Source organism: Haloferax gibbonsii ATCC 33959, from assembly GCF_000336775.1.
Classification (GTDB): Archaea; Halobacteriota; Halobacteria; order Halobacteriales; family Haloferacaceae; genus Haloferax; species Haloferax gibbonsii.
In genome coordinates, this window is the sequence record NZ_AOLJ01000007.1 from 1 (window position 1) to 18,790 (window position 18,790).

Here is an 18,790-nt window from a genome sequence, read left to right on the forward strand (position 1 = left end):
GCCTTGCCAGCCCGCTCAGAGATGTGTATAAGAGACAGCGTGTCGAGCGTGAGCGAGGAGACGACCTCGGAGACGGCGACGGTCTCCGCGGCGACCGAAGAACAGACCGCCGCGATAAACGAAGTCACGCGGAACATCCGGCAGGTGTCGAAGTCCGCGGAGTCGCTCAAAGACCTCGTCGGACGGTTCGACGTCGGCGACACCGGCGGAAACGGGCGCGGCGGCGACGCTCCCGCGTCGGCCGGGACGTCCCCCGACGGGTCGCCGCCGTCGGGACCGCAGGCCGTCGCCGACGGGTCGGGTAACGCGACGGGGCCCGCCCCGCCGTCGGACGACTGAACCGTCGCCGGCGCGCGACACCCGCCGTCCCACCCCGGCTACCGGTCTACTTCTCCCATTATCGTGTCGAGACTCCCGAGCGCAGCGATGAGGTCCGGGATGTACTCGCCTTCGGCCATCTCGGGGAGTGACTGGAGGTTCGAAAACGAAGGGCCGCGAATCTTGAACCGCGCCGGGGTGTCGGTGCCGTCGGCGCGGATGTAGATGCCGAGTTCGCCCTTCGCGGCTTCGACCGCGCGGTAGACCTCGGTGTCGTCGTCCGGCTTGATGGTGCGCGGGACGTTCGACTGGATGGTCCGCTCGTCTTCGGGCCACTCTTCGAGCAGGTCGACGCACTGCGCGACGATTTTGGCCGACTCCTCGACCTCCCGGAGGCGGACGAGCAGGCGCGCGAAGTTGTCGCAGTCGTCCTCGACGGCGACCTCCCAGTCGAGTTCGTCGTAGTAGCCGTAGGGGTCGTCGCGGCGGAGGTCGTAGTCGATGCCGGAGCCGCGGGCGACCGGTCCCGTCACGCCGTAGTCCTTCGCCACCTCGGGCGGGAGGATACCGGTTTCGAGCGTGCGGGCCTGCAGAATCTCGTTCGCCGTCAGGAGGTCGTGGTACTCCCGCAGTTTCTCGGGGAGGCCGTCGACGAACGTCCGAATCTTCTCGAAGAACTCCTCGCGGGGTTCGGGGAGGTCCCAGACGACCCCGCCGAGCCGGAAGTAGTTGAACATCAGCCGCTGGCCCGTGAGGTCTTCGAGGACGTTCTGGACGAGTTCGCGGTCCCGCATGGCGTACATGAACGTCGCGGTGAAGTCGCCGACGACGTCGAGCGCGTACGCGCCGACCGCGAGCATGTGCGAGAGGATGCGGCTCAGTTCGGCCGCCAGCGTCCGGAGCACCTGCGCGTACTCGGGCACGTCGATGTCCGCCAGCGCCTCGGCGGTGCGGGCGTAGGCCCACTCGTTCAGGAGGCCGCCGCCGCCCCAGTCCCAGCGGTCGGGGTACGGCATAATCTGGTGCCGGTAGGTGCCCCGCTGGCACATCTGCTCCTCGCAGCGGTGGATGTAGCCGATGTCCGGCTCCACGTCGGCGACCTGCTCGCCGTCCAGCGTGACCTGCAGGTGCATCACGCCGTGGGTCGCCGGGTGGTGCGGCCCGATGTTGAGAAGCATCGTGTTCGAGCCGGCGCGGCCGTCCTCGGCCAGCGGGTTCGCGTTCTCGTCGTACCGGACCACCTGCGGGCGCGTCTGGTCGTAGTCCAGCCCGAGCGGGTGACCCTGCCACGTCTCCGGCAGGAGGATACGACGTAAGTCCGGGTGTCCCTCGTACTCGATGCCGACGAGGTCGTACGCCTCGCGCTCGTGCCACTCGGCCGTCCGGAACACCGGCGCGGCCGACTGGCTGACGGGGTCGGAGCGGGGCGTCGGGACGACGACGCTCGCCTCTCGGGTCGGGTCGTCGTACGACTTCAGGTGGTAGACGGACTCGTAGCGGTCCTCGTACTCCTGGGCGGTCACACACGAGAGGTGGTCGAGGCCGAGGTCGTCGCGGAGCGTCGAGAGCGACGACTGCACCGCGTCGGGGCGAACCTGCACCGCGGGCGCGTGGACGTGCGCTTCGGTGGCGAGGACGGCGTCGCCCAACGCCCGCCGGAGCGCGTCGGCGTCGAGGGGACCGGAAGCGTCGGCGAGCGCGGCGGGGTCGGCGTCGGACTCGGGGGACTGCTGCGGGCGTTCGAGTGACATGACGGTTGACATCCGCCCGTTCGTCCGGTCGTCGGTTCGTCGTTCTGCCTCACGAGTGCGGCCGGTTTTTATGTCGCAGTCGAATCAATTCGCCGGCATGAAATCGGTCAGGCTTCGCTTCACGCCCGACGACGAACAGCTGCATCCGATGCACGAGTTCGTCGTCGAACACGAGGCGTTCGAGCGGACCGAACTCCACCACTGGAACCCGGCGGTGACCGACAGGAACACCATCGTCTTCGAGGTCTTCGGGACCGACGTCGAGGCCTACGAGGCGGCGCTCGCGGAGACGGAGCGCATCCTGTCGTACGAGCTCTCCCAGCTCCCAGGCGACTCCTTTTTCATCGTGGTCGACGAGCGGCTCGACGCGGCGGGAACGAGGCAGACGGCCGCCGTCACGCGGGGCGGGCTCATCGTCGTCCCGCCGGTCGTCTTCGACGGCGACGGGACGGTCTCGATGACGCTCGTCGGGACCGACGGGGCGCTCCAGTCGGCGGTCGAACAGCTCCCCGAGGGCCGCGGCCTCGAAGTCGTGCGGGTGCGGGAGTACACGGGGCCGGGGAGCGTTTCGGCCGGGTCGCTGTCGCCCCGCCAGCGCGAGGCCGTCGAGGTCGCCGTCGACTGCGGCTACTACCGCGAGCCGCGGACCGGGTCGGTCGCCGACGTGGCCGCGCGGCTCGACTGCTCGACGAGCACCGCGGCGGAGCACCTGCGAAAAGCGGAGATGAAAGTCATGGCCGACCTCGTCGGCCGGTCGTGACTAGGGCTCCGCCCACGGTTCGCTGGTCCCCTCGCCGAACAGTTCCCGCATCAGGATGACGATGCTCTCCGGCGGGAACTGCCCGCGCTCGGTGACGATGGCATCCACGTAGCGTGGCGGCGTCACGTCGAACGCGGGGTTCTTGACGGTCGGGTTGCCGAGTTCCGCGAGCGTCTCGTCGTCGACGACCTCGGCGGTGTCGCGCATCTCGATATCGACGGTGTGACCGGTCATCGTCCCCGGGTGGAGCTTGAGCGTCTGGGCGGCGACCGTGATGGGCGTCCCCCGGTCGCGGGCGTTGACCGCGAGGCCGCTCGTTCCGATTTTGTTGATGACGCTCCCGTCGGCCGCGACGGCGTCCGCGCCGACGAGCACGTGGTTCACGTCGTTGAGGTAGCGGCGGGCCGCCGAGTCGACGATGAGCGTGACGGGCACGCCCAGTTCGTGGAGTCGCTTCGCGGTGATGTGTCCCTGATTTCGCGGCCGCGTCTCCTTGACGACCGCCTCGATGTGCTTTCCCTGCTCGACGGCGGCCTCGACGCACGCCAGCGCGTCCGTCGAGTGGCAGTGGGTCATGATGGTGTCGCCGTCGCGGAGGCGGTTCGCGCCGACCTGTCCGAGGTCGGCCTGCGCCCGTTCGAGCCGGGCGCAGAACTCGTCGGCCGAGTCGACGACGTTCTGTCGGAGCCCCTCGACGGTCGTACTCGACATGCCGCGGAGGACGTACCGGAGGGCGTTTGGGAGGCTCACGGCCGTCGGCCGCGTCTCGTGGAGCGTCCGGGCGGCCGCGCGGAGCTCGGCCCGGAACGCCTCGGCGTCGGCGGCGTCGCTCTCCGTGGCCTGCGTCCGGAGCGCCCGAGCGGCCGCGTCGGCGATGGTCGCCGCGCCGCGAATCTCCATCGTGTCGATTTCCGTCGCGGTGCGTCGGACCTCGGGATGTACGCGGTCGTCCATGCGAGAACTACGGGCGTCGGACGCAAAAAGGTCGCCGCGGAGACGGCTCTCAGACCCGGTCGACGAGCGCCTCGTCGGGGTGTCGAACCCGGACGGTCTCGACGCGCTCGGTGAGCGCCTTCGCGTCGGCGAGCTTGTCTTCGGACTCGGCGTGGACCGTGAACAGCGTCTCGCCGCTGGCGGCCATCTCGCCGAGGCGGCGGTGGAGTTCGAGGCCAGCGCCGGGGTCTCTCGGCGCGCCGGCCCGGCGGGCGACCTCGTTGACGAGGCGGTTGTTGACGTGCGTGACCACGCCGTCGCGTTCGGCGCGGACCGCGACGGTGTGCCGCCCCGGCGAGAGGTCGGCGGCCTCCACGTCGGGGTCGCCGTTCTGCGCGGCGAGTATCTCGCGGAAGGTCTCTTCGGCCCGCCCGGAGTCGAGAATCTCGGCGGCGTCGGCGTCGACGCCGACGGACTCGAACAGCAGGTCGGCGAGGCGAACCGCCTTCATCCGCAGGTCGTTCGGACCGCCGCCGGCGAGGGTGGCGAGGACCTCGCGGGCTTCGAGCACGGGACCGACCCCGCGGCCGACCGGCGCGGCCCCGTTCGTGATGGCGCACTCGACCGCCATCCCGAGGTGGTCGCCGACGCGGTTGAAGTCCTTCGCGAGTTCGCGCGCCTCGGCGAGGCTCTCGACTTTCGCGCCCTCGCCGTAGGGGATGTCGACGACGACGTTGGTCGAGCCGGCGCTCTGTTTCTTCGAGAGGACGGAGGCGATGAGCTGCCCCTTCGGGTCGATGGAGAGCGGCGTCTCGGCGCGGATGATGCGGTCGTCGACCGGCGAGAGGTTCACCGCGCCGCCCCAGACGAGACAGCCGCCGGTCTTCCCGACGATGTCGCGTATCTCCGCGACGGAGAACTCCACGTCGCAGAGGACCTCCATCGTATCTGCGGTGCCCGCGGCCGAGGTGACGGCCCGCGAGGAGGTCTTCGGAATCTTCAGCCCCGCCGCGGCGACGATGGGGACGAGAATCGGCGTGACGCGGTTGCCCGCGACGCCCCCGATGGAGTGCTTGTCGGCGATGACCGGCTCTTCCCACGTGATCGTCTCGCCCACGTCCGCCATCGACTCCGTGAGGTGCATCGTCTCCTCCATCGACAGCCCGTTCGTGTAGGTCGCGGAGACGTACGCCCCGAGTTCCACGTCGGCGAGGCGCTCCTCGTAGATGTCGCGGACGAGTTGGGACAGTTCGTCGGCTTCGAGTTCGATGTCGTCGAGCTTCTTGCGGATGTAGTACACCGAGTCGGGTTGCGGCGCGACCGACACCTCGACCTCGCCCTCGATGTGACCGAGTCGGCGCGTCACGCCGAGGGTCCCCTCGGAAACGAGTTCGTCGGTCAGCTCCACGATGGCGATGGTCGTCCGCCCGTCTCGCCGCAGTTGGACGCGTTCGAGCGCGTGGACCCCGAGCTCGGCCGCGTCGCTCTCGTTCAGAAGGACCGTCGGCGACCGGGTTCCGATGTCGATGGGCTCGGCGAGGAGTTGCATACCCGAAGGTCGGACGAGAGCGCCAATAAATCGACCCCGAGTCTCGGGGGGAGAGAACGCTTACCCGAGGTGGGATTCGACGAGGTTCTTCAGGTCGTCGTAGCCGCGGACGCCCACGAGCTGTTCGACCGCCTCACCGTCGGCGAAAAGCACCATCGTCGGGACGCCCCGGACCTGGTACTGGGCGGCGAGTTCCTGGTTCGCGTCCACGTCGACCTTGGCGACCGCGGCGTCGGTGTTCTGCGCGAGCTTCTTCACCGTTGGTTCGAGCATCTTGCACGGACCGCACCAGTCCGCGTAGAAATCGACGAGCACCACGTCGTTCGTGGAGACGACGTCTTCCAGGTCCTCAGCGCCGTCGACGTGGACGGGCTCCGAGGGGGAAGCTGCGGCTTCTTTCGCCGTGCTTCCGCCGTCGCCGCGGAGCTGGGATTCGAGCTGTTCGCGTTTCTGCTGCCGGATATCGTTCAGTTCGTCGTCGGACATACCTACTGGTACCGGCCGCTCCCTAATAACGGTTTTGCACAATTTAAGCAATAATGCCTGCTGACATTGGTTCGTGGTGACGAGCGACACGCCCCGGGATATCGCTGCGGTTCACGACCGAGAGACGTGACAGAAACGGCGGGGGCGCGACCGCGAGTTACGGGCTGGTTCGGAGACGGTTCGAGCTGAGTCGGCCGGGGTCGACCTCCCGAACCAGCTCAGTCGACGTACAGCGAGTAGGTGATGACCGCGAAGCCGACGAGCGTCAGCACCGAGTCGAAGAGCAGTCCGGTGGCGAGGTCGACGTTGAGAATCACGTCGAGCGCGCCGCCGAGCATCGCGCCGAGCGTGACGATACCGAAGCCGAGCGCGAGCGCGCGGAGCGACGCCGCCCCGGTGTTCCGGTACGCCTTGTAGCTGAAGTAGGTGATGAGCCCGCCGAGGACGAGGATGCCCGTCTTGACGACGATAATCATCGTCGTAATCGTCGGCGAGGCGCTGAGGTGCCCCATCAGGTCTCCCTCCGGACCCGCGACCAGATGTCCGCGAGGCGTTCGTCGGGCGTCTGCTCCGGCCGGCCGACCGCGACGTCGAAGTCGCGGTCCTCGTTGAGAGCGATTCGAACCTCGTCGAAGGCGACCTCGTAGGTCGTCGCGTGGTGACCGTCCGCGCGAATCTGGGTCCCCTCGGCGAGGAGCGCCGCCTCGGTGAGCAGGTCCAACTTCCTGTACGTCGTCGAAAGCGGGATGTCACACGTGTCTGAAATTTCACTTGCCGTCATGGGTTCTTCGAGTCCTCTGATGATGGCTCGTGCGTCCGCGTCGTCGAGCGCGTCGAGCACCGCCGTCAGTTCGGCCGACTCCATCGCGGACCGGTCGCGCGCCATTACCCAGATTGACCGACGAGAGCCTTATTAACCCACCGGGTCGGGCTCGTCGTCGTCCGCCGTCTCGGAGTCTGTGTCGTATGCTCCCTCCATTCTGAGGGTTCCCGCGCGGGCCAACACGTCGGGCGTTCGACAGACGCCCGGCGCGCCCGTCGCCTGCGGCACCGCGCAGTTGTTGCAGTTCTCGCAGACGACCCGCGTGTCGGCCGAGACGTCGCGGCCGAGCAGTCGCGCGGGGAGCTCCGGCTCGGCGTAAAACGGCCGCGCCATCCCGACGGCGTCGCAGGCGTCGCCGAGCAGTCGGTCGATTTCGCCGCGCTCGCGGATGCCGCCCTCGCAGAGCACGGGCACCGAGACGGCGTCGCGGACCCGACGGCACAGGTCGGCGTTCCACGCCGGGTCGAAGTCGTACCACGCCGCCTCGATTCGGTTGCCGAGTTCGACGAGTCGCGCGCGAAGCGGGCCGCCGAAGGCCGCGGCGTAGCCGTCGCGGTAGCGGTCGTCGCGCCACGCGCGGGCCGGGAACGACCCGCGGACGATGCTCGCGTCCCAGAACACCGACCCCGAGACGGGGACGAGCGCGTCGTAGCCCGCCCCGTCGAGTCGACGACAGAGTTCGACCGCGTCGTCCTCGGTCAGCCGTCGGCGGACGCCGGGCGGCGCGGCCGTCTCCGCCGGCACTTTCGTCATGAGCGGCACGTCGCCCGCCCGCGAGCGAACCTCGTCGGCGACGACCTCCAGAAACCGGACGCCGTCGCCGAACTCGTCGTCCCGGCGGTTGTAGAACGGCGAGAGGAACTGGTGGACGATACCCATGTTCGCGCCGGCGACGTGGACCACGTCGTAGCCGGCGTCGACGGCCATCGCCGCGGAGCGACCGAAGTCGGCCGCGAGGTCGTACACCTCGTCGGTCGTCATGACGCGCGCGTCGTAGTCGAGAAAGCCGAGGGCGTCGAGGAGACTGAGGAGTCGCGGCGGCCGGGAGACGGCGAGCTGTCGCAAATCCGGGTGGTCGCGTCGGTACTCGGCGTGCCACGTCTCCATGCTCCGCAGGCCGCCGTACTCCAACTGGACCGCGACGGCCGCGCCGTGGTCGTGGATTCGCTCGGTCACCGCCGACAGCGACGCCGCGAACTCCGGGTCCGCGATTCGCGTCATCCCTGGCGCGGCGCAGCCGCCCGCCTCGCGGACGATAGTCGCCCCCTGACAGATGAGTCCCGCACCGGCCCGCGCCGCGGGTTCGAGTTCGGCCGCGAGGCGCTCGGGGGTCTCGGGACCGGTCCCCGCGCATTCGAGCACCGGCGCGCGATAGAGCCTGTTTCGCAGCGTGAGCCCGCCGATGTCGAGCGGGTCGTCGAGCCGAGGAGTCGCCATGAGGACGACATGGCGCGCGAGCGACGTAAATCGACGCGACGGTCGTCGCCGCGTCAGTTCACCAACGGGTCCCGCCGCCGATATCGATAATCGCGCCGCAGCGCCCGCACTCCGACACCTGCAAGGGGTCCGAGCCGGCGTGTCGGACGACCACGCCACCGGGGCCCACGGGGGAACCGCACCGCTTGCAGACCGGACGTTTCGCCGTCATCTGTGGATACACATCTCTCGGAGAGACAGACGACTGCGGCGGAGATAGCCGTATTGTCCCGCGTCTGTCCGGACGAGGCCGGAAGCCGGTCAACCTTCTTACCCGTCGGCTCCGATGAACGTCCCATGGACCCCGAACCGTTCAGGTACGACTCGGAGGTGCCGCCGGGCGAGGTGCGACATCTCAGGTACGAAATCAGCGAAACGTACCTCGGAGACCCCGTCGAGATACCCGTCACTGTCATCAACGGCGAGCAGGGCGGGCCGTCGGTCTTCATGACCGCGGCGCTCCACGGCGACGAACTCAACGGCGTGAAGGTGATGCAGGAGGTCGCGAGCCGGTACAACCCCGCCGACATCCACGGTACCATCGTCTGCATCCACGTGGCGAACGTTCCGGGGTACCTCGCCCAACAGCGCTACATCCCCATCTACGACCTCGACCTGAACCGGTCGTTCCCCGGCCGCGACGGCGCGAACACGGCCGAGCGCATGGCGAACCAAATCTACCGTCGGTTCGTCGAGCCCTGCGACCTCGGCATCGACTTCCACACCTCGACGCGCAACCGGACGACGATGTACCACGTCCGCGCCGACATGAACCGCCCCGAGGTCGCCCGCCTCGCGCGGTCGTTCGGCGCGAACCTCATCCTCTCGGGCGAGGCCGAGGCGAGTTCGCTCCGCACCGTCGCCACGAACGACGGGATTCCGACCATCACCGTCGAGATGGGCCGCGCCCACCGCTTCCAGCCCGCGATGGTCGACCGCGCGCTCGAAGGCGTCGAGAGCGTCCTCGCCGAGTACGGCGTCCTCCCGAAGAAGCCGGTCAGCTGGCCGGGCTGGACGCGCGTCATCGACTCCGCGACGGACAAGACGTGGCTCCGCGCCGACGTGGGCGGCCTCGTCGAGATGCAGTACGGCGACGTGCCGCTGGTCCACGAGGGCGACACCATCTGCACCATCTCGGACCACTTCAAGACGAGAGAAAAGCGCGTCTCGGCCCCCTTCACCGGCCTCGTCGCCGGCGTCCTCCAGAACCCGGTCGCCGCGCCCGGTCACCCGCTGTGCCACCTCGTCAGCGTCGACGACGCGACGCTCCGCGAGATAGAGCGCGAAATCGAGGCCGGCGAGTTCACGGAACGCCCGTGGAGTTAGGCGAGTCGAGGTGAATCAGGTGCGGTCGCGTCGCTTGCGCCTCCGCACCCGCTCGCCACCCCGCTCTCACTCGGTCAGTCGTCCGCGCCGACCTGCTCGTGGGTGTGGTGGAAAAACCGGACGTGCGGCCGCCCGTCGCGTTCGACCGGCTCGAAGCAGACGCGACGGTACCGCTCGTTGTCGAGGAGATTGACGAGCAGACCGCGGTCGTGGAGCGAGACGGAGTCGTAGGGCGTCGAGCAGACGGGGCACAGCTCCGAGGCGGCGTCTTCGTCGGCGACTCCGGCGGCGTCAATCCCGCCCGCCGACAGTCCCGGGTCGCCCGCGTCGCCCACTATTATTCCTCCGTCTCCGCCCCGACCGCGTCGGCGACCCGCGAGACCGTCTCGAACTCGTCGTCCGCGTAGGCGATGAACCGAACGTCGCGGAGCGAACTCGGCTCGAACGCCCGGAGTTCCTCGCAGATGAGTCGCGCGCCGTCGGCGAGGTCGAACCCGGCGACGCCGCAGCCGAGCGCCGGAATCACGAGCGACTCGCAACCGTGGTCGTCCGCGGCTCGCAGGGCGTTTCGCGTGGCGTCACGGATGCTCTCGGCGGTCGCCCGCCCGTCGCCGTAGTGTGGCATCGCCGCGGCGTGAATCACGACCTCGGCGTCGAGGTCGAAAGCGTCGGTGACGGCGACCGCGCCGAGGTCTATCGGCCCCTTCGCCATCGCGGCCTCGTTCAGTTCGGGACCGCCGCCGCGACGGAGCGCGCCCGCGACGCCCGACCCCATGCGGAGACTCGTTCCCGCGGCGTTCACCAGCGCGTCGGCCGACTGGGCGGCGATGTCGCCCTGCACGACGGTGAAGTTCATGTCAGGCGAGTCGGTCCATGTCCTCGTCGTCGAGGTCGATGTGCGAGGCCGCCACGTTGTCTCGGAGGTGCGAAACGCTGGACGTGCCGGGGATGGGGAGCATCACGTCGGCGCGGTGCAGGAGCCACGCGAGAGCGATTTGCTGGGTCGTTGCATCGTGTTTCGCCGCGACCGCGGAGACGGCGTCGGCCCGGTCGCCGAGGTCGCCCGCGCCGAGCGGGTACCACGGGATGAAGCCGATACCGTACTCCTCGCAGGCGTCGAGGCTCGCCTCGAACTCGCGGTCGCCGACGTTGAAGCGGTTCTGGACCGTGGCGATGTCGACGATGTCGCGCGCCTCGTCGAGCTGTTCGACCGAGACGTTCGAGAGGCCGACGTGCCGAATCAGTCCCTCGTCTTTCATCTCGGCGAGCGCGTGGACCGAGTCCTCGAAGGCGACGTGCGGGTCGGGTCGGTGGAGCTGATAGAGGTCGATGGTGTCGGTTCGGAGGCGGTCGAGGCTCCCGAGGACGGCGTTCCGGAGGTAGTCGGGGTCGCCGTTTGGCTTCCAGTCGCCGTCGGTGTTGCGAAGCAGGCCGCCCTTGGTGGCGACCACGAGGTCGTCCGGATAGGGCGCGAGCGCCTCGCCGATGAGGCGCTCGGAGACGGCGGGGCCGTAGGAGTCGGCCGTGTCGATGAGGTCGACGCCGTGGACGAGCGTCTCGTGGAGGACCTTTCGCGCGTTCTCCACGTCGTCGGGCTCGCCGATGATGTCGTCGCCGGTGATACGCATCGCGCCGAAGCCGAGTCGGTGTACCGTGAGGTCGCCGCCGATGTCGAACGTGCCGCTTTCGTTTTCGAGTCCCATGGGCGGAGATTGGTCGCCAGACAGGAGTTCGTTTCGGCGGGGTGGGCGGGTGACGGCAGCGAGCTCACGGACCCCGCAAGCGCCGAAACCCACACCCGTCGTCGGTCCTAACGGCCGTCATGGACCTCCTGTCGATGCGCTGGCGGCACACGCTGTTCGCCCACTGGCCGGTCGACCCCGACCTCGTGGAGCCGCGACTCCCCGACCGGCTCTCGGTGGCCACCCACGACGGGCGGGCGTGGCTCGGCGTCGTCTCGTTCGACATGACGGACATCCGCCCGCGCGGGTCGCCCGTGGGGCTCGGGTTCCCCGAGGTGAACCTCCGGACCTACGTCGAACCCGCCGACGGCGGCCCCCGCGGCGTCTACTTCTTCACCCTCGACGCCGCGGACCGCCTCGGCGTGACGATGGCTCGGCTGGGCTACCGGCTCCCGTACCACTACGCGAACATCTCGGTCGAGGAGCGAGACGGCACGGTCGACTACGAGAGCTACCGGCCCGCGACGGCCGAGACGCCGGAAGCGCGGTTCGAGGCGACCTACCGACCGACCGGCGAGGTTCGAACCCTCGAACCCGGCTCGCTCGACGCGTTCCTCGTCGAGAACTACCGCTTTTACACGGACGACTGGCCCGTCGTCATCGGCGACATCGACCACGACCCGTGGCCGATACAGGACGTGGAAGCGGAGATTCGCGCGAACACGATGTTCGAGGCCTGCGGCTTCGACCACCCCGGCGGCGACCCGATACTCCACTACGCGGCCGACCTCGACGTGACGGCGAAGCCGCCCGCCGTGCTTCGCTGAGGTCGGTGCCCCGGCGGTGACTCGCTGACTCGCTCACGCGCCGTCGTCCGCATCCAGCTCCCCGCCGGTCCCGCCCGAGCGAAGGTGAAACCTTCAAGCATCGCTGAACTAACCCGACGGACATGGCACTCATCGACACCGTGATGGCAACGCTCCACCTCGTCGTGGGCGGTCTCTGGACGGGGAGCGTCCTCTTTTTCGCGCTCGCCGTGTTGCCGACCGCCCGCGCCGGGAACATCCGCGCCGCCGCATTCGAATCGGTGGTCTCGCGCCTGACGATGTGGTCTCGCGGGGCCTCGCTCGTGATGTTCGCGACCGGCGGCCACCTCGCCGGCACGCGCTACACGGTCGACAGCCTGTTCGGCTCCGGCCGCGGCCACCTCGTCCTCGGGATGCTCGCGCTCTGGTTCGTCCTGACCGGCCTCGTCGAAGTCGGCCGGGCCCGCGCGAAAGACGGCCTCGCGGAGAAGAAGGTCCGAACGCCCGCCGAGAAGGCCGCACCGTTCTACCTCGGTGCCGCGCTCGTCGCCGTCTTGCTCCTCGTCGACGCCGGCCTGCTCCTCAACTGACGCCGCCCCCGACTCCCGAGGACTCCGTAGAGTATCTATATCTACGTTCGAAAATATATATTCTGTACGACATGTTTATCATCTCGGTCCGGGTGAGTCCACGTGTATGCACGGGGACGAGACGCGCGCCACCGAGTCGCCGCTTCGAATCGAGTTGTGTCCCGACACCGGGCGGATACGCGTCCACCGGGAGACCGCGCTGGGGACGTTCACGCGGACCATCGACCGATGAGTCCGGACGCCCCGCCGACCATCGGGGAGACGCCGGTCGGGAAGTCGGCCGAGCGAGGCCCCGGCCCGGTGCTCGCGCGCCTCGCACGACCGGTCTCTGAGACGCCGACCCGGCTCGCGGTCGTCGCCGACCCGCACGTCACGCCGACGGGGTCCGGCACGTGGAAAGTCTACCACCGGAGCGAGACGCGGCTTCGGACCGCCGTCTCGACCATCGCCGACCTCGACGTCGACGCGACGGTCCTCCTCGGCGACCTGACCCGCGACGGCCGCCCCGAGGAGTACGAGGTCGTCGACGAAATCCTCCGCGACCTCCCGGGACCGCGGGTCGCGGTCCCCGGCAACCACGACGTGCCGAAGCGCTGGGACGACTACGACGCCCCGACGCCGGCCGAGTTCGCGTCTCGCTACGCCGACGGCTCTCTCCCGTTCGTCCGCCGGGTCGGCGGCGTCGACATCGTCGGCCTCGACTCCGCCAGCGGCGGTCCGGGTCTCGCCCTCACCGACACCCACGAGGGGGCCGTACCCGACTCTCAACTCCGCTGGCTCGACACCGTCCTCGCTGACGCGGCGACTCCGGTCGTCGTCCTCCACCACAACGTCTTCCACCCCCGCCGCCACACCGGCCAGTTCCCCGACGCCGACTTCTACCAGCTCCGCAACGCCGACGACCTCGCCGCGGTGCTCGCGCGCCACGACGTGCCGCTGGTGCTCTCCGGGCACATCCACTGGCCCGCGACGGCGGTGCGAGGCGGCGTCCGCGAACTCATCGCCCCGGCGACCTGCTCGTTCCCGCAGTCGTTCCTCGTGGTCGACATCGACCGCCGCGGGACGACCGTCCGACTCGTCCCGCTCGCGGGACCGAAGGGCATGGCCGAGGCGTACACCCTCGCCGCCAGCGGGGCCGCCCACGGACAGGGTATCGCCGCGCACGCCGACCGCGGCCACCTGTCGGCGCTCCCCCTCGTCGACGAGCGAGCGCCGCCCGGGAGGGCCGTCGGCTCGGACGTTCCGGGGGCGGTCCGATGGCGGTGAGCCTCGACCGCCTCGACGACGCCCGCAGCGCCCTCCGCGCCGAGCGCCGCCGCTGCGTGGACGAACGCGAGGCGTTCCGGGCGTTCCGCCGGGAGGTCGCCGCGTCGCGGGCGACGGCGTCGACTCCGAATCAGGCCCCCGCGGCCGCGACGCTCGTGGGCCAGCGGGGCGGGCGAGGAAGGACCGACGCGGCGCTCTCCGGCCTGCGCCGGAGCTACGAGCGGACCGTGATGTCCGTCCCGCACTACGACGAGGAGTACGGCGACTCCTTCGAAGAGAGCCTCGCCGCCGAGTTCGGCCCGGACGTGGCGACCGCGTTCCGGTCGGCGAGCGTCCTCTCGCCGCCGCTCCGGCGGACCGTCGCCGCGGCGGCCGCGTCGTCGCGAGACGAGCGCGAGAAGTTCATCGAAGTCGTCGACGAGGAGACCGAGTCGGTGGCGTCGATGCGCGGCGATATCGAAGCCCTCCTCGGACGGCTCGACGACCTCGACCGGACGCCGCTGTCCGAACGCGGCTTCGACGCGCTGCTGACGCTCTACGGCGATCTTTCCGCGCTCCGCGAGCGGCTCTCGGAGCTCGTCGCGGCGCGACAGGAGACGATTTCCCACCACCGGCGGGCGCTCTCCGGGCTGGTGCCGGACGTGACGGAGTTCCTCTACGCCGACCTGCCGGTCCGGTACCCGGTGCTCGCGACGCTCGCGGAGGTCGGCGCGACGCTCGACACCGCGACCCGCCGGGTCGAGCGTCGCCTCGCCGCCACACCGTAGGCCGATTCCCGCGGCCACAGTTATTTACCCGTTCGAAGAGACGCCGGAGTATACGATGTTCACGCGCTCGGAGGGATTCCCGTGAATCGCCTCCACCCCCGTATCCGTCTCCTCTGGGTCGCCCGAGCGGTCGTGTTCGCGCTCGTCGTCGGCGGCGTGGCGACCGCGGCGACGCTGTTCGCGCCCGTCTCGATACCCTCGTACGTCCCCGTCGCAGTCGGCGGCGTCTTCCTCGTCGTCGGCGTCGCCGTCGCCCTGCTCCGGTACCGGGCGTGGGGCTACGAGGTCCGCGACGACTCGCTGTACCTCCAGCGGGGCGTCCTCACCAAGGTCAACACCGTCGTCCCGTTCGTCCGGGTCCAGCACGTCGACTCGACCCGCGGCCCGCTCGAACGACTCGTCGGCCTCGCGTCGACCGTCGTCTACACCGCCGGCTCCCGCGGCGCTGACGTGTCGATTCCCGGGCTGACGCCGGAGGGCGCGGAGGACCTCCAAGACCGGCTGAAGCGCCTCGCAATCGCGTCTGAGGGCGACGACGCGGTATGACCCGGCTGTCGCCGCTCTCGGTCCCCTACCGGGCGGTCCAGCGCAGCGCCAGCATCGTCTTCGCGCTCGCCTTCTTCGCCTTCACCGGCGGAACCGCCTTCGGCGGGTTCCTCGGCGGCCTCGGCTCCGTCGCGCTCGTCGGTGTCGTCGTGGTCGCCATCGCGGGCTACGAACTCGCCTACTTCCGGCGGTTCGAATACGAACTCACACCGGACACGCTGGACATCCGCTCGGGCGTGTTCTCCCGGCGCAACCGCGAGATACCCTACCGTCGCATCCAGAACGTCGACATCTCCCGCAACGTCGCCCAGCGGCTGGTCGGCATCGCCGCCGTGAACCTCGAAACCGCCGGCGGCGGCGAGACCGAGGGAAGTCTCCGCTTCGTCAGCTACGAGGAGGCCCGCCGCATCCAGTCGGAGGTCGCCCGCCTGAAGCGCGGCGGTACCGAGGGCGACGCGGCCGAACCCGAACAGGAACTGCTGTTCGAACTGACGCCCCGAGAGCTGGCCATCGTCGGCGCGCTGTCGTTCGACCTCCGACTGCCCGGCCTCGTCTTCGTGTTCGGGTCGACCGCCTTCCCCATCGTCGCCTCGTACGTGGACGTGCCGGTCCCCGCCGGGAGCGTCGCGGCCGCGGGCGTCGGCGTCGTCGCGCTGGGGCTCCTCGTCGCGCTCGTCTCGTGGGCCGCCGGCTTCGCCTCCGCGGTGGTGAACTACTACGGCTTCCGGCTGACCCGCGTCGGCGACGAACTCCAGTACGAGCGCGGCCTCCTCCAGCGCTACAACGGGTCGATTCCGCTCGACAAGCTCCAGACGCTCACCGTCGAGGACAACCCCCTGAAGCGCCGGTTCGGCTACGCGACGCTCCTCGTGGAGACGGCGGGCTACGCCCCAAGCTCCGACGGGTCGAACGGGTCGGGCGGCGGCGGTCGCGGCTCCGAGGCGGCCATCCCGCTTGCGACCCGCGACCGCGTGCTCGGCCTCGTCGCCGACCTCGAAGGCGTCGAGGAGCCGACGTTCGAAGGACCGCCGACGCGCATCCGCCGGCGTTACGCCGTCCGGTACTCGCTCGTCCTCGGCGCGGCGACCCTCGCGCTCTACGGGGCGAACCGGTTCCTCCCGCAGGAGATTCCGTGGTTCGTGCCGCTGGCGCTCGTCCCGGTTGCGGTCGTCGCCGGCGCGCTGCAGTGGCAGCACCGCGGCTACGCGCTCGCCGAGAACCACTTCGTCACCCGAAACGGCTTCTGGAAGCGCGAGATGCGCTTCGTCCCCTACTACCGGGTCCAGACGGTCATCGAGCGGCGGACGGTTTTCCAGCGCCGCTGGCGCGTCTCGACGGTCACGGCGGACACGGCCGGGAGCATCTCCCTCGTCGGCGGCGACGCGACGGCCGTGGACATCGAAGTCGACGACGCGGCGGAGCTCCGGGAGACGCTGAACGACCGCCTCCGCGAAGCGCTGGCGGCGCGCCGGGAGGCGCGACAACAGTCCCGACAGGCCGCGCTCGGCATCCGCGCCGCGGAGCCGGGCCGCGACCCCGACGAATCGGACTCGGGCTCGACCCCTGACGTCGAGACCGACGTGAGCGAGACGCCCGAGTTCGTCGAGGAGGCCGAACCCGCGGTCGGCGGGGACGACGAAGACGCTGAGGAGGTTGGTGACGGCGACGAAGCCGAGGCGGACGACCCCTTCATCTGGGGCGAGTCGGTCGAGTCCGAACCCGGACCCGAACCCGAGTCCGAAAGCGAGAGGGACGACGGAGCAGAGAACGACGACGACACCGAGTCCGACTCGGACGACGGTGACGAAGACGACGACGCCGACGAGACCGGCGACGCCGAGGACGAACCCGAGGAATCGAGCGACGAGCGGGGAGCTATATAGACGCGCGGACGCAACCTACACCAATGACGCGAACGGTGCTGGAGTCACTCTTGGCCGGGAACGCACGGCACGTCGAGAGCCTCGCCGCCGACCACTTCGACGGCGTGCGCGAGGCGCAGTCGCCGGCGGTCGTCTCGGTGAGCTGTTCGGACTCTCGCGTCCCCGCCGACGCGGCCTGGAGCGCCGACAGGGCCGGCGAGCTGTTCACGTCGGTCAACGTCGGCAACCAAGTGTGGACCGAGGTCGACGGGAGACTCGTCGTCAACGACGCCGTCGGCTACGCGGTCTCGGCGCTCAGGACGACCGACGTGGTCGTCCTCGGCCACACGGGCTGCGGCGCGGTGACGGCCGCCTACGAGACCGTCGCCGGCGGGAGCGTCGGGGACCTGCCCCCGGGGGTCGAAGCCGCCGTCTCGCGGCTCGTCCCGCTCGCCGAGGAAGCCCGCGAACTCGGCGTGTTCGACGCGGACACGCCGGGCGGCGAGGCGGTCAACCGACTCGTCGAGTACGCGGTCGTCCGGCAGGTGGAGTACCTCACCGAGAGCGACGAGGTGCCCGAATCGACCGACTGCTGGGGCTTCGTCTACGACTTCCAGCGCGTCTACGGCGACGCCGACGGCGCGGCCTACCTCGTCGCGGCCAACGGCGAGTCGGACCCCGACGCGCTCGCCGACGTGGTTCCCGATGGGTTCGAAGAACGCGTGCGGTCGATTCGGTAACAGCGATTGGCGGGTGGTTCGAGTCGGAGAGACTGACTCTGTTGACAACCGTGAGTTCCGGGATGTGTAGGGGGAAGGCTCATACCGAGTGTATTTTCACAGATTTCACTAGCTACACTCTTATCGCTGGGAACAGTACGTTCACTCGACGATGTCGATAGACAGGGAGACCTTCGAGAACACGAGCGAAGAGGAACTCACGGACCTGTCTGTCCCGGACCAAGTCCTCGGATTCCTCGTCGCCCACGACGACCGGGCGTTCCAGGCCCGCGAAATTGCGACACAGACAGACCTCGACGAGGGGGCGGTAAGCACCGCGCTGACCCGGTTGAAACAACGTGGACTCGTCGAGCACAAGGCGACCTACTGGGCAGTCACGACTGACGAGGACCGGCTGCACTCGTACAGTGGATACGAACGAGCGACGGCGCTGTTCAACGAACAGTTGGGGACCGAGAACAAAGACGAGTGGCAGGAACACGCACCCGAAGAAGCCCATCCGAGTCAGAGGGACGAGGTGTGACGGACGAAGAGAACACCCCGACGTACGAACCCGGGGATGTCGTCTTCGGTGACGACCCGTTCAAGGGTAACGAAGACGCGCGGCCGTGGCTCATCATCTCGAATCACGAGGGACAACCGTTTCACGGCGACCAGTACATCGCGTTGACGTTAACGACAAAGACGTGGCACGAGGATTTCCTCGAAATACCCGAGGCGAGTTGGTCACGTGGAGGCACCCCTGACGATAGTCGCATCGTCCCTTGGGGCGTCCAGTCACTCGGAAGCGGGGATATCGACTACTGGCAAGGAACGCTACGGGATGCAGTCGTCGAGGACGCAGTTCAGTCGTTGATCGGCTACCTCGAATAGCCACTCGTCTGATAACAGCGACGAGATGTGCTGAATCGCGGGCGCGGGTCGGTCATTGGCCAGTCGTCATCTGGACGGGGACCGAGAGTGAGAGATATGGGGATTATTATAAATCCCACAAGGGCTATCACGTTATAAATGGCATATCACTAACACATGAAGTTCATTTACATCGCTATCGCCGGAGCGATTCTTGCACTAATATCGCTCCCACTCGGTCTCATGCTAATTATTGT

The 18,790-nt window shown here is 69.0% G+C and carries 22 protein-coding genes; 12 read left to right on the forward strand and 10 right to left on the reverse strand.

The window, feature by feature from the left end:
- Positions 1–377: 377 nt before the first annotated feature.
- On the reverse strand, positions 378–2,069 hold the full coding sequence (locus C454_RS02385; RefSeq protein ID WP_004972293.1) for an NADH-quinone oxidoreductase subunit D: 1,692 nt from the start codon (positions 2,067–2,069) through the stop codon (positions 378–380).
- 97 nt (positions 2,070–2,166) lie between these two features.
- On the opposite strand from C454_RS02385, the gene C454_RS02390 reads away from it, so the two are divergent.
- Complete coding sequence (locus C454_RS02390) at positions 2,167–2,829, forward strand: helix-turn-helix domain-containing protein (RefSeq protein ID WP_004972296.1); 663 nt, start codon at positions 2,167–2,169, stop codon at positions 2,827–2,829.
- Here C454_RS02390 and C454_RS02395 read toward each other — a convergent pair whose 3' ends face one another.
- From C454_RS02395 to C454_RS02420, 6 genes are all read right to left on the reverse strand, one after another.
- The gene (locus C454_RS02395; protein WP_004972298.1) at positions 2,830–3,783 is read right to left on the reverse strand and encodes a ribose 1,5-bisphosphate isomerase; all 954 of its coding nucleotides are present in this window, start codon (positions 3,781–3,783) and stop codon (positions 2,830–2,832) included.
- Between the two features lie 49 nt (positions 3,784–3,832).
- Complete coding sequence (locus C454_RS02400; RefSeq protein WP_004972300.1) at positions 3,833–5,311, reverse strand: AMP phosphorylase; 1,479 nt, start codon at positions 5,309–5,311, stop codon at positions 3,833–3,835.
- A 60-nt stretch (positions 5,312–5,371) separates the two neighbouring features.
- The gene (gene trxA, locus C454_RS02405; RefSeq protein ID WP_004972302.1) at positions 5,372–5,797 is read right to left on the reverse strand and encodes a thioredoxin; all 426 of its coding nucleotides are present in this window, start codon (positions 5,795–5,797) and stop codon (positions 5,372–5,374) included.
- A 218-nt stretch (positions 5,798–6,015) separates the two neighbouring features.
- Complete coding sequence (locus C454_RS02410; RefSeq protein WP_004972305.1) at positions 6,016–6,309, reverse strand: DUF7521 family protein; 294 nt, start codon at positions 6,307–6,309, stop codon at positions 6,016–6,018.
- The gene (locus C454_RS02415; RefSeq protein WP_004972307.1) at positions 6,309–6,683 is read right to left on the reverse strand and encodes a winged helix-turn-helix domain-containing protein; all 375 of its coding nucleotides are present in this window, start codon (positions 6,681–6,683) and stop codon (positions 6,309–6,311) included. Before C454_RS02415 ends, C454_RS02410 begins: the two co-directional genes overlap by 1 nt.
- Positions 6,684–6,710: 27 nt before the next feature.
- A complete protein-coding gene (locus tag C454_RS02420) occupies positions 6,711–8,057 on the reverse strand; it encodes an oxidoreductase (RefSeq protein ID WP_004972310.1) in 1,347 nt (448 codons plus the stop codon).
- Between the two features lie 336 nt (positions 8,058–8,393).
- Between C454_RS02420 and C454_RS02425 the strand changes: the two genes are divergently transcribed.
- Complete coding sequence (locus C454_RS02425) at positions 8,394–9,422, forward strand: succinylglutamate desuccinylase/aspartoacylase family protein (RefSeq protein WP_004972312.1); 1,029 nt, start codon at positions 8,394–8,396, stop codon at positions 9,420–9,422.
- Between the two features lie 74 nt (positions 9,423–9,496).
- Here the strand turns inward: C454_RS02425 and C454_RS02430 are convergent, their stop codons facing one another.
- The 3 genes from C454_RS02430 to C454_RS02440 are packed head-to-tail and all read right to left on the reverse strand — an operon-like array spanning position 9,497 to position 11,125.
- A complete protein-coding gene (locus tag C454_RS02430) occupies positions 9,497–9,757 on the reverse strand; it encodes a hypothetical protein (RefSeq protein WP_004972316.1) in 261 nt (86 codons plus the stop codon).
- A gap of 2 nt (positions 9,758–9,759) precedes the next feature.
- Positions 9,760–10,278, reverse strand: a complete 519-nt coding sequence (locus tag C454_RS02435) for a macro domain-containing protein (protein WP_004972317.1) — start codon at positions 10,276–10,278, stop codon at positions 9,760–9,762.
- Position 10,279: 1 nt separating this feature from the next.
- A complete protein-coding gene (locus C454_RS02440) occupies positions 10,280–11,125 on the reverse strand; it encodes an aldo/keto reductase (protein WP_004972319.1) in 846 nt (281 codons plus the stop codon).
- Between the two features lie 119 nt (positions 11,126–11,244).
- Here C454_RS02440 and C454_RS02445 point away from each other — a divergent pair, with 119 nt between their 5' ends.
- The 10 genes from C454_RS02445 to C454_RS02485 all read left to right on the forward strand — a co-directional run bounded on the left by C454_RS02445 (position 11,245) and on the right by C454_RS02485 (position 18,554).
- Positions 11,245–11,931 (forward strand): YqjF family protein, encoded by a 687-nt coding sequence (locus tag C454_RS02445; protein ID WP_004972321.1) that lies wholly within the window; start codon positions 11,245–11,247, stop codon positions 11,929–11,931.
- Positions 11,932–12,053: 122 nt separating this feature from the next.
- Complete coding sequence (locus tag C454_RS02450) at positions 12,054–12,500, forward strand: hypothetical protein (RefSeq protein ID WP_004972323.1); 447 nt, start codon at positions 12,054–12,056, stop codon at positions 12,498–12,500.
- A 106-nt stretch (positions 12,501–12,606) separates the two neighbouring features.
- The gene (locus tag C454_RS21105) at positions 12,607–12,732 is read left to right on the forward strand and encodes a hypothetical protein (RefSeq protein WP_004043988.1); all 126 of its coding nucleotides are present in this window, start codon (positions 12,607–12,609) and stop codon (positions 12,730–12,732) included.
- On the forward strand, positions 12,729–13,766 hold the full coding sequence (locus C454_RS02455) for a metallophosphoesterase family protein (RefSeq protein WP_004972326.1): 1,038 nt from the start codon (positions 12,729–12,731) through the stop codon (positions 13,764–13,766). The genes C454_RS21105 and C454_RS02455 overlap by 4 nt, the downstream gene beginning before the upstream one ends.
- Positions 13,757–14,533: a DUF7260 family protein gene (locus tag C454_RS02460; RefSeq protein ID WP_004972327.1), complete on the forward strand. Its 777-nt coding sequence runs from the start codon at positions 13,757–13,759 to the stop codon at positions 14,531–14,533. Before C454_RS02455 ends, C454_RS02460 begins: the two co-directional genes overlap by 10 nt.
- An 81-nt stretch (positions 14,534–14,614) precedes the next feature.
- Positions 14,615–15,079, forward strand: a complete 465-nt coding sequence (locus C454_RS02465) for a PH domain-containing protein (protein WP_004972329.1) — start codon at positions 14,615–14,617, stop codon at positions 15,077–15,079.
- Positions 15,076–16,962, forward strand: a complete 1,887-nt coding sequence (locus C454_RS02470; RefSeq protein WP_004972333.1) for a PH domain-containing protein — start codon at positions 15,076–15,078, stop codon at positions 16,960–16,962. The genes C454_RS02465 and C454_RS02470 overlap by 4 nt, the downstream gene beginning before the upstream one ends.
- A gap of 23 nt (positions 16,963–16,985) precedes the next feature.
- Positions 16,986–17,681 carry a carbonic anhydrase gene (locus C454_RS02475; RefSeq protein WP_004972335.1) on the forward strand — a complete coding sequence of 232 codons (696 nt, stop codon included), beginning with the start codon at positions 16,986–16,988 and terminating at the stop codon, positions 17,679–17,681.
- Positions 17,682–17,832: 151 nt separating this feature from the next.
- A complete protein-coding gene (locus C454_RS02480; RefSeq protein ID WP_004064181.1) occupies positions 17,833–18,204 on the forward strand; it encodes a MarR family transcriptional regulator in 372 nt (123 codons plus the stop codon).
- On the forward strand, positions 18,201–18,554 hold the full coding sequence (locus C454_RS02485; protein WP_004064183.1) for a hypothetical protein: 354 nt from the start codon (positions 18,201–18,203) through the stop codon (positions 18,552–18,554). Before C454_RS02480 ends, C454_RS02485 begins: the two co-directional genes overlap by 4 nt.
- Positions 18,555–18,790 lie beyond the last annotated feature (236 nt).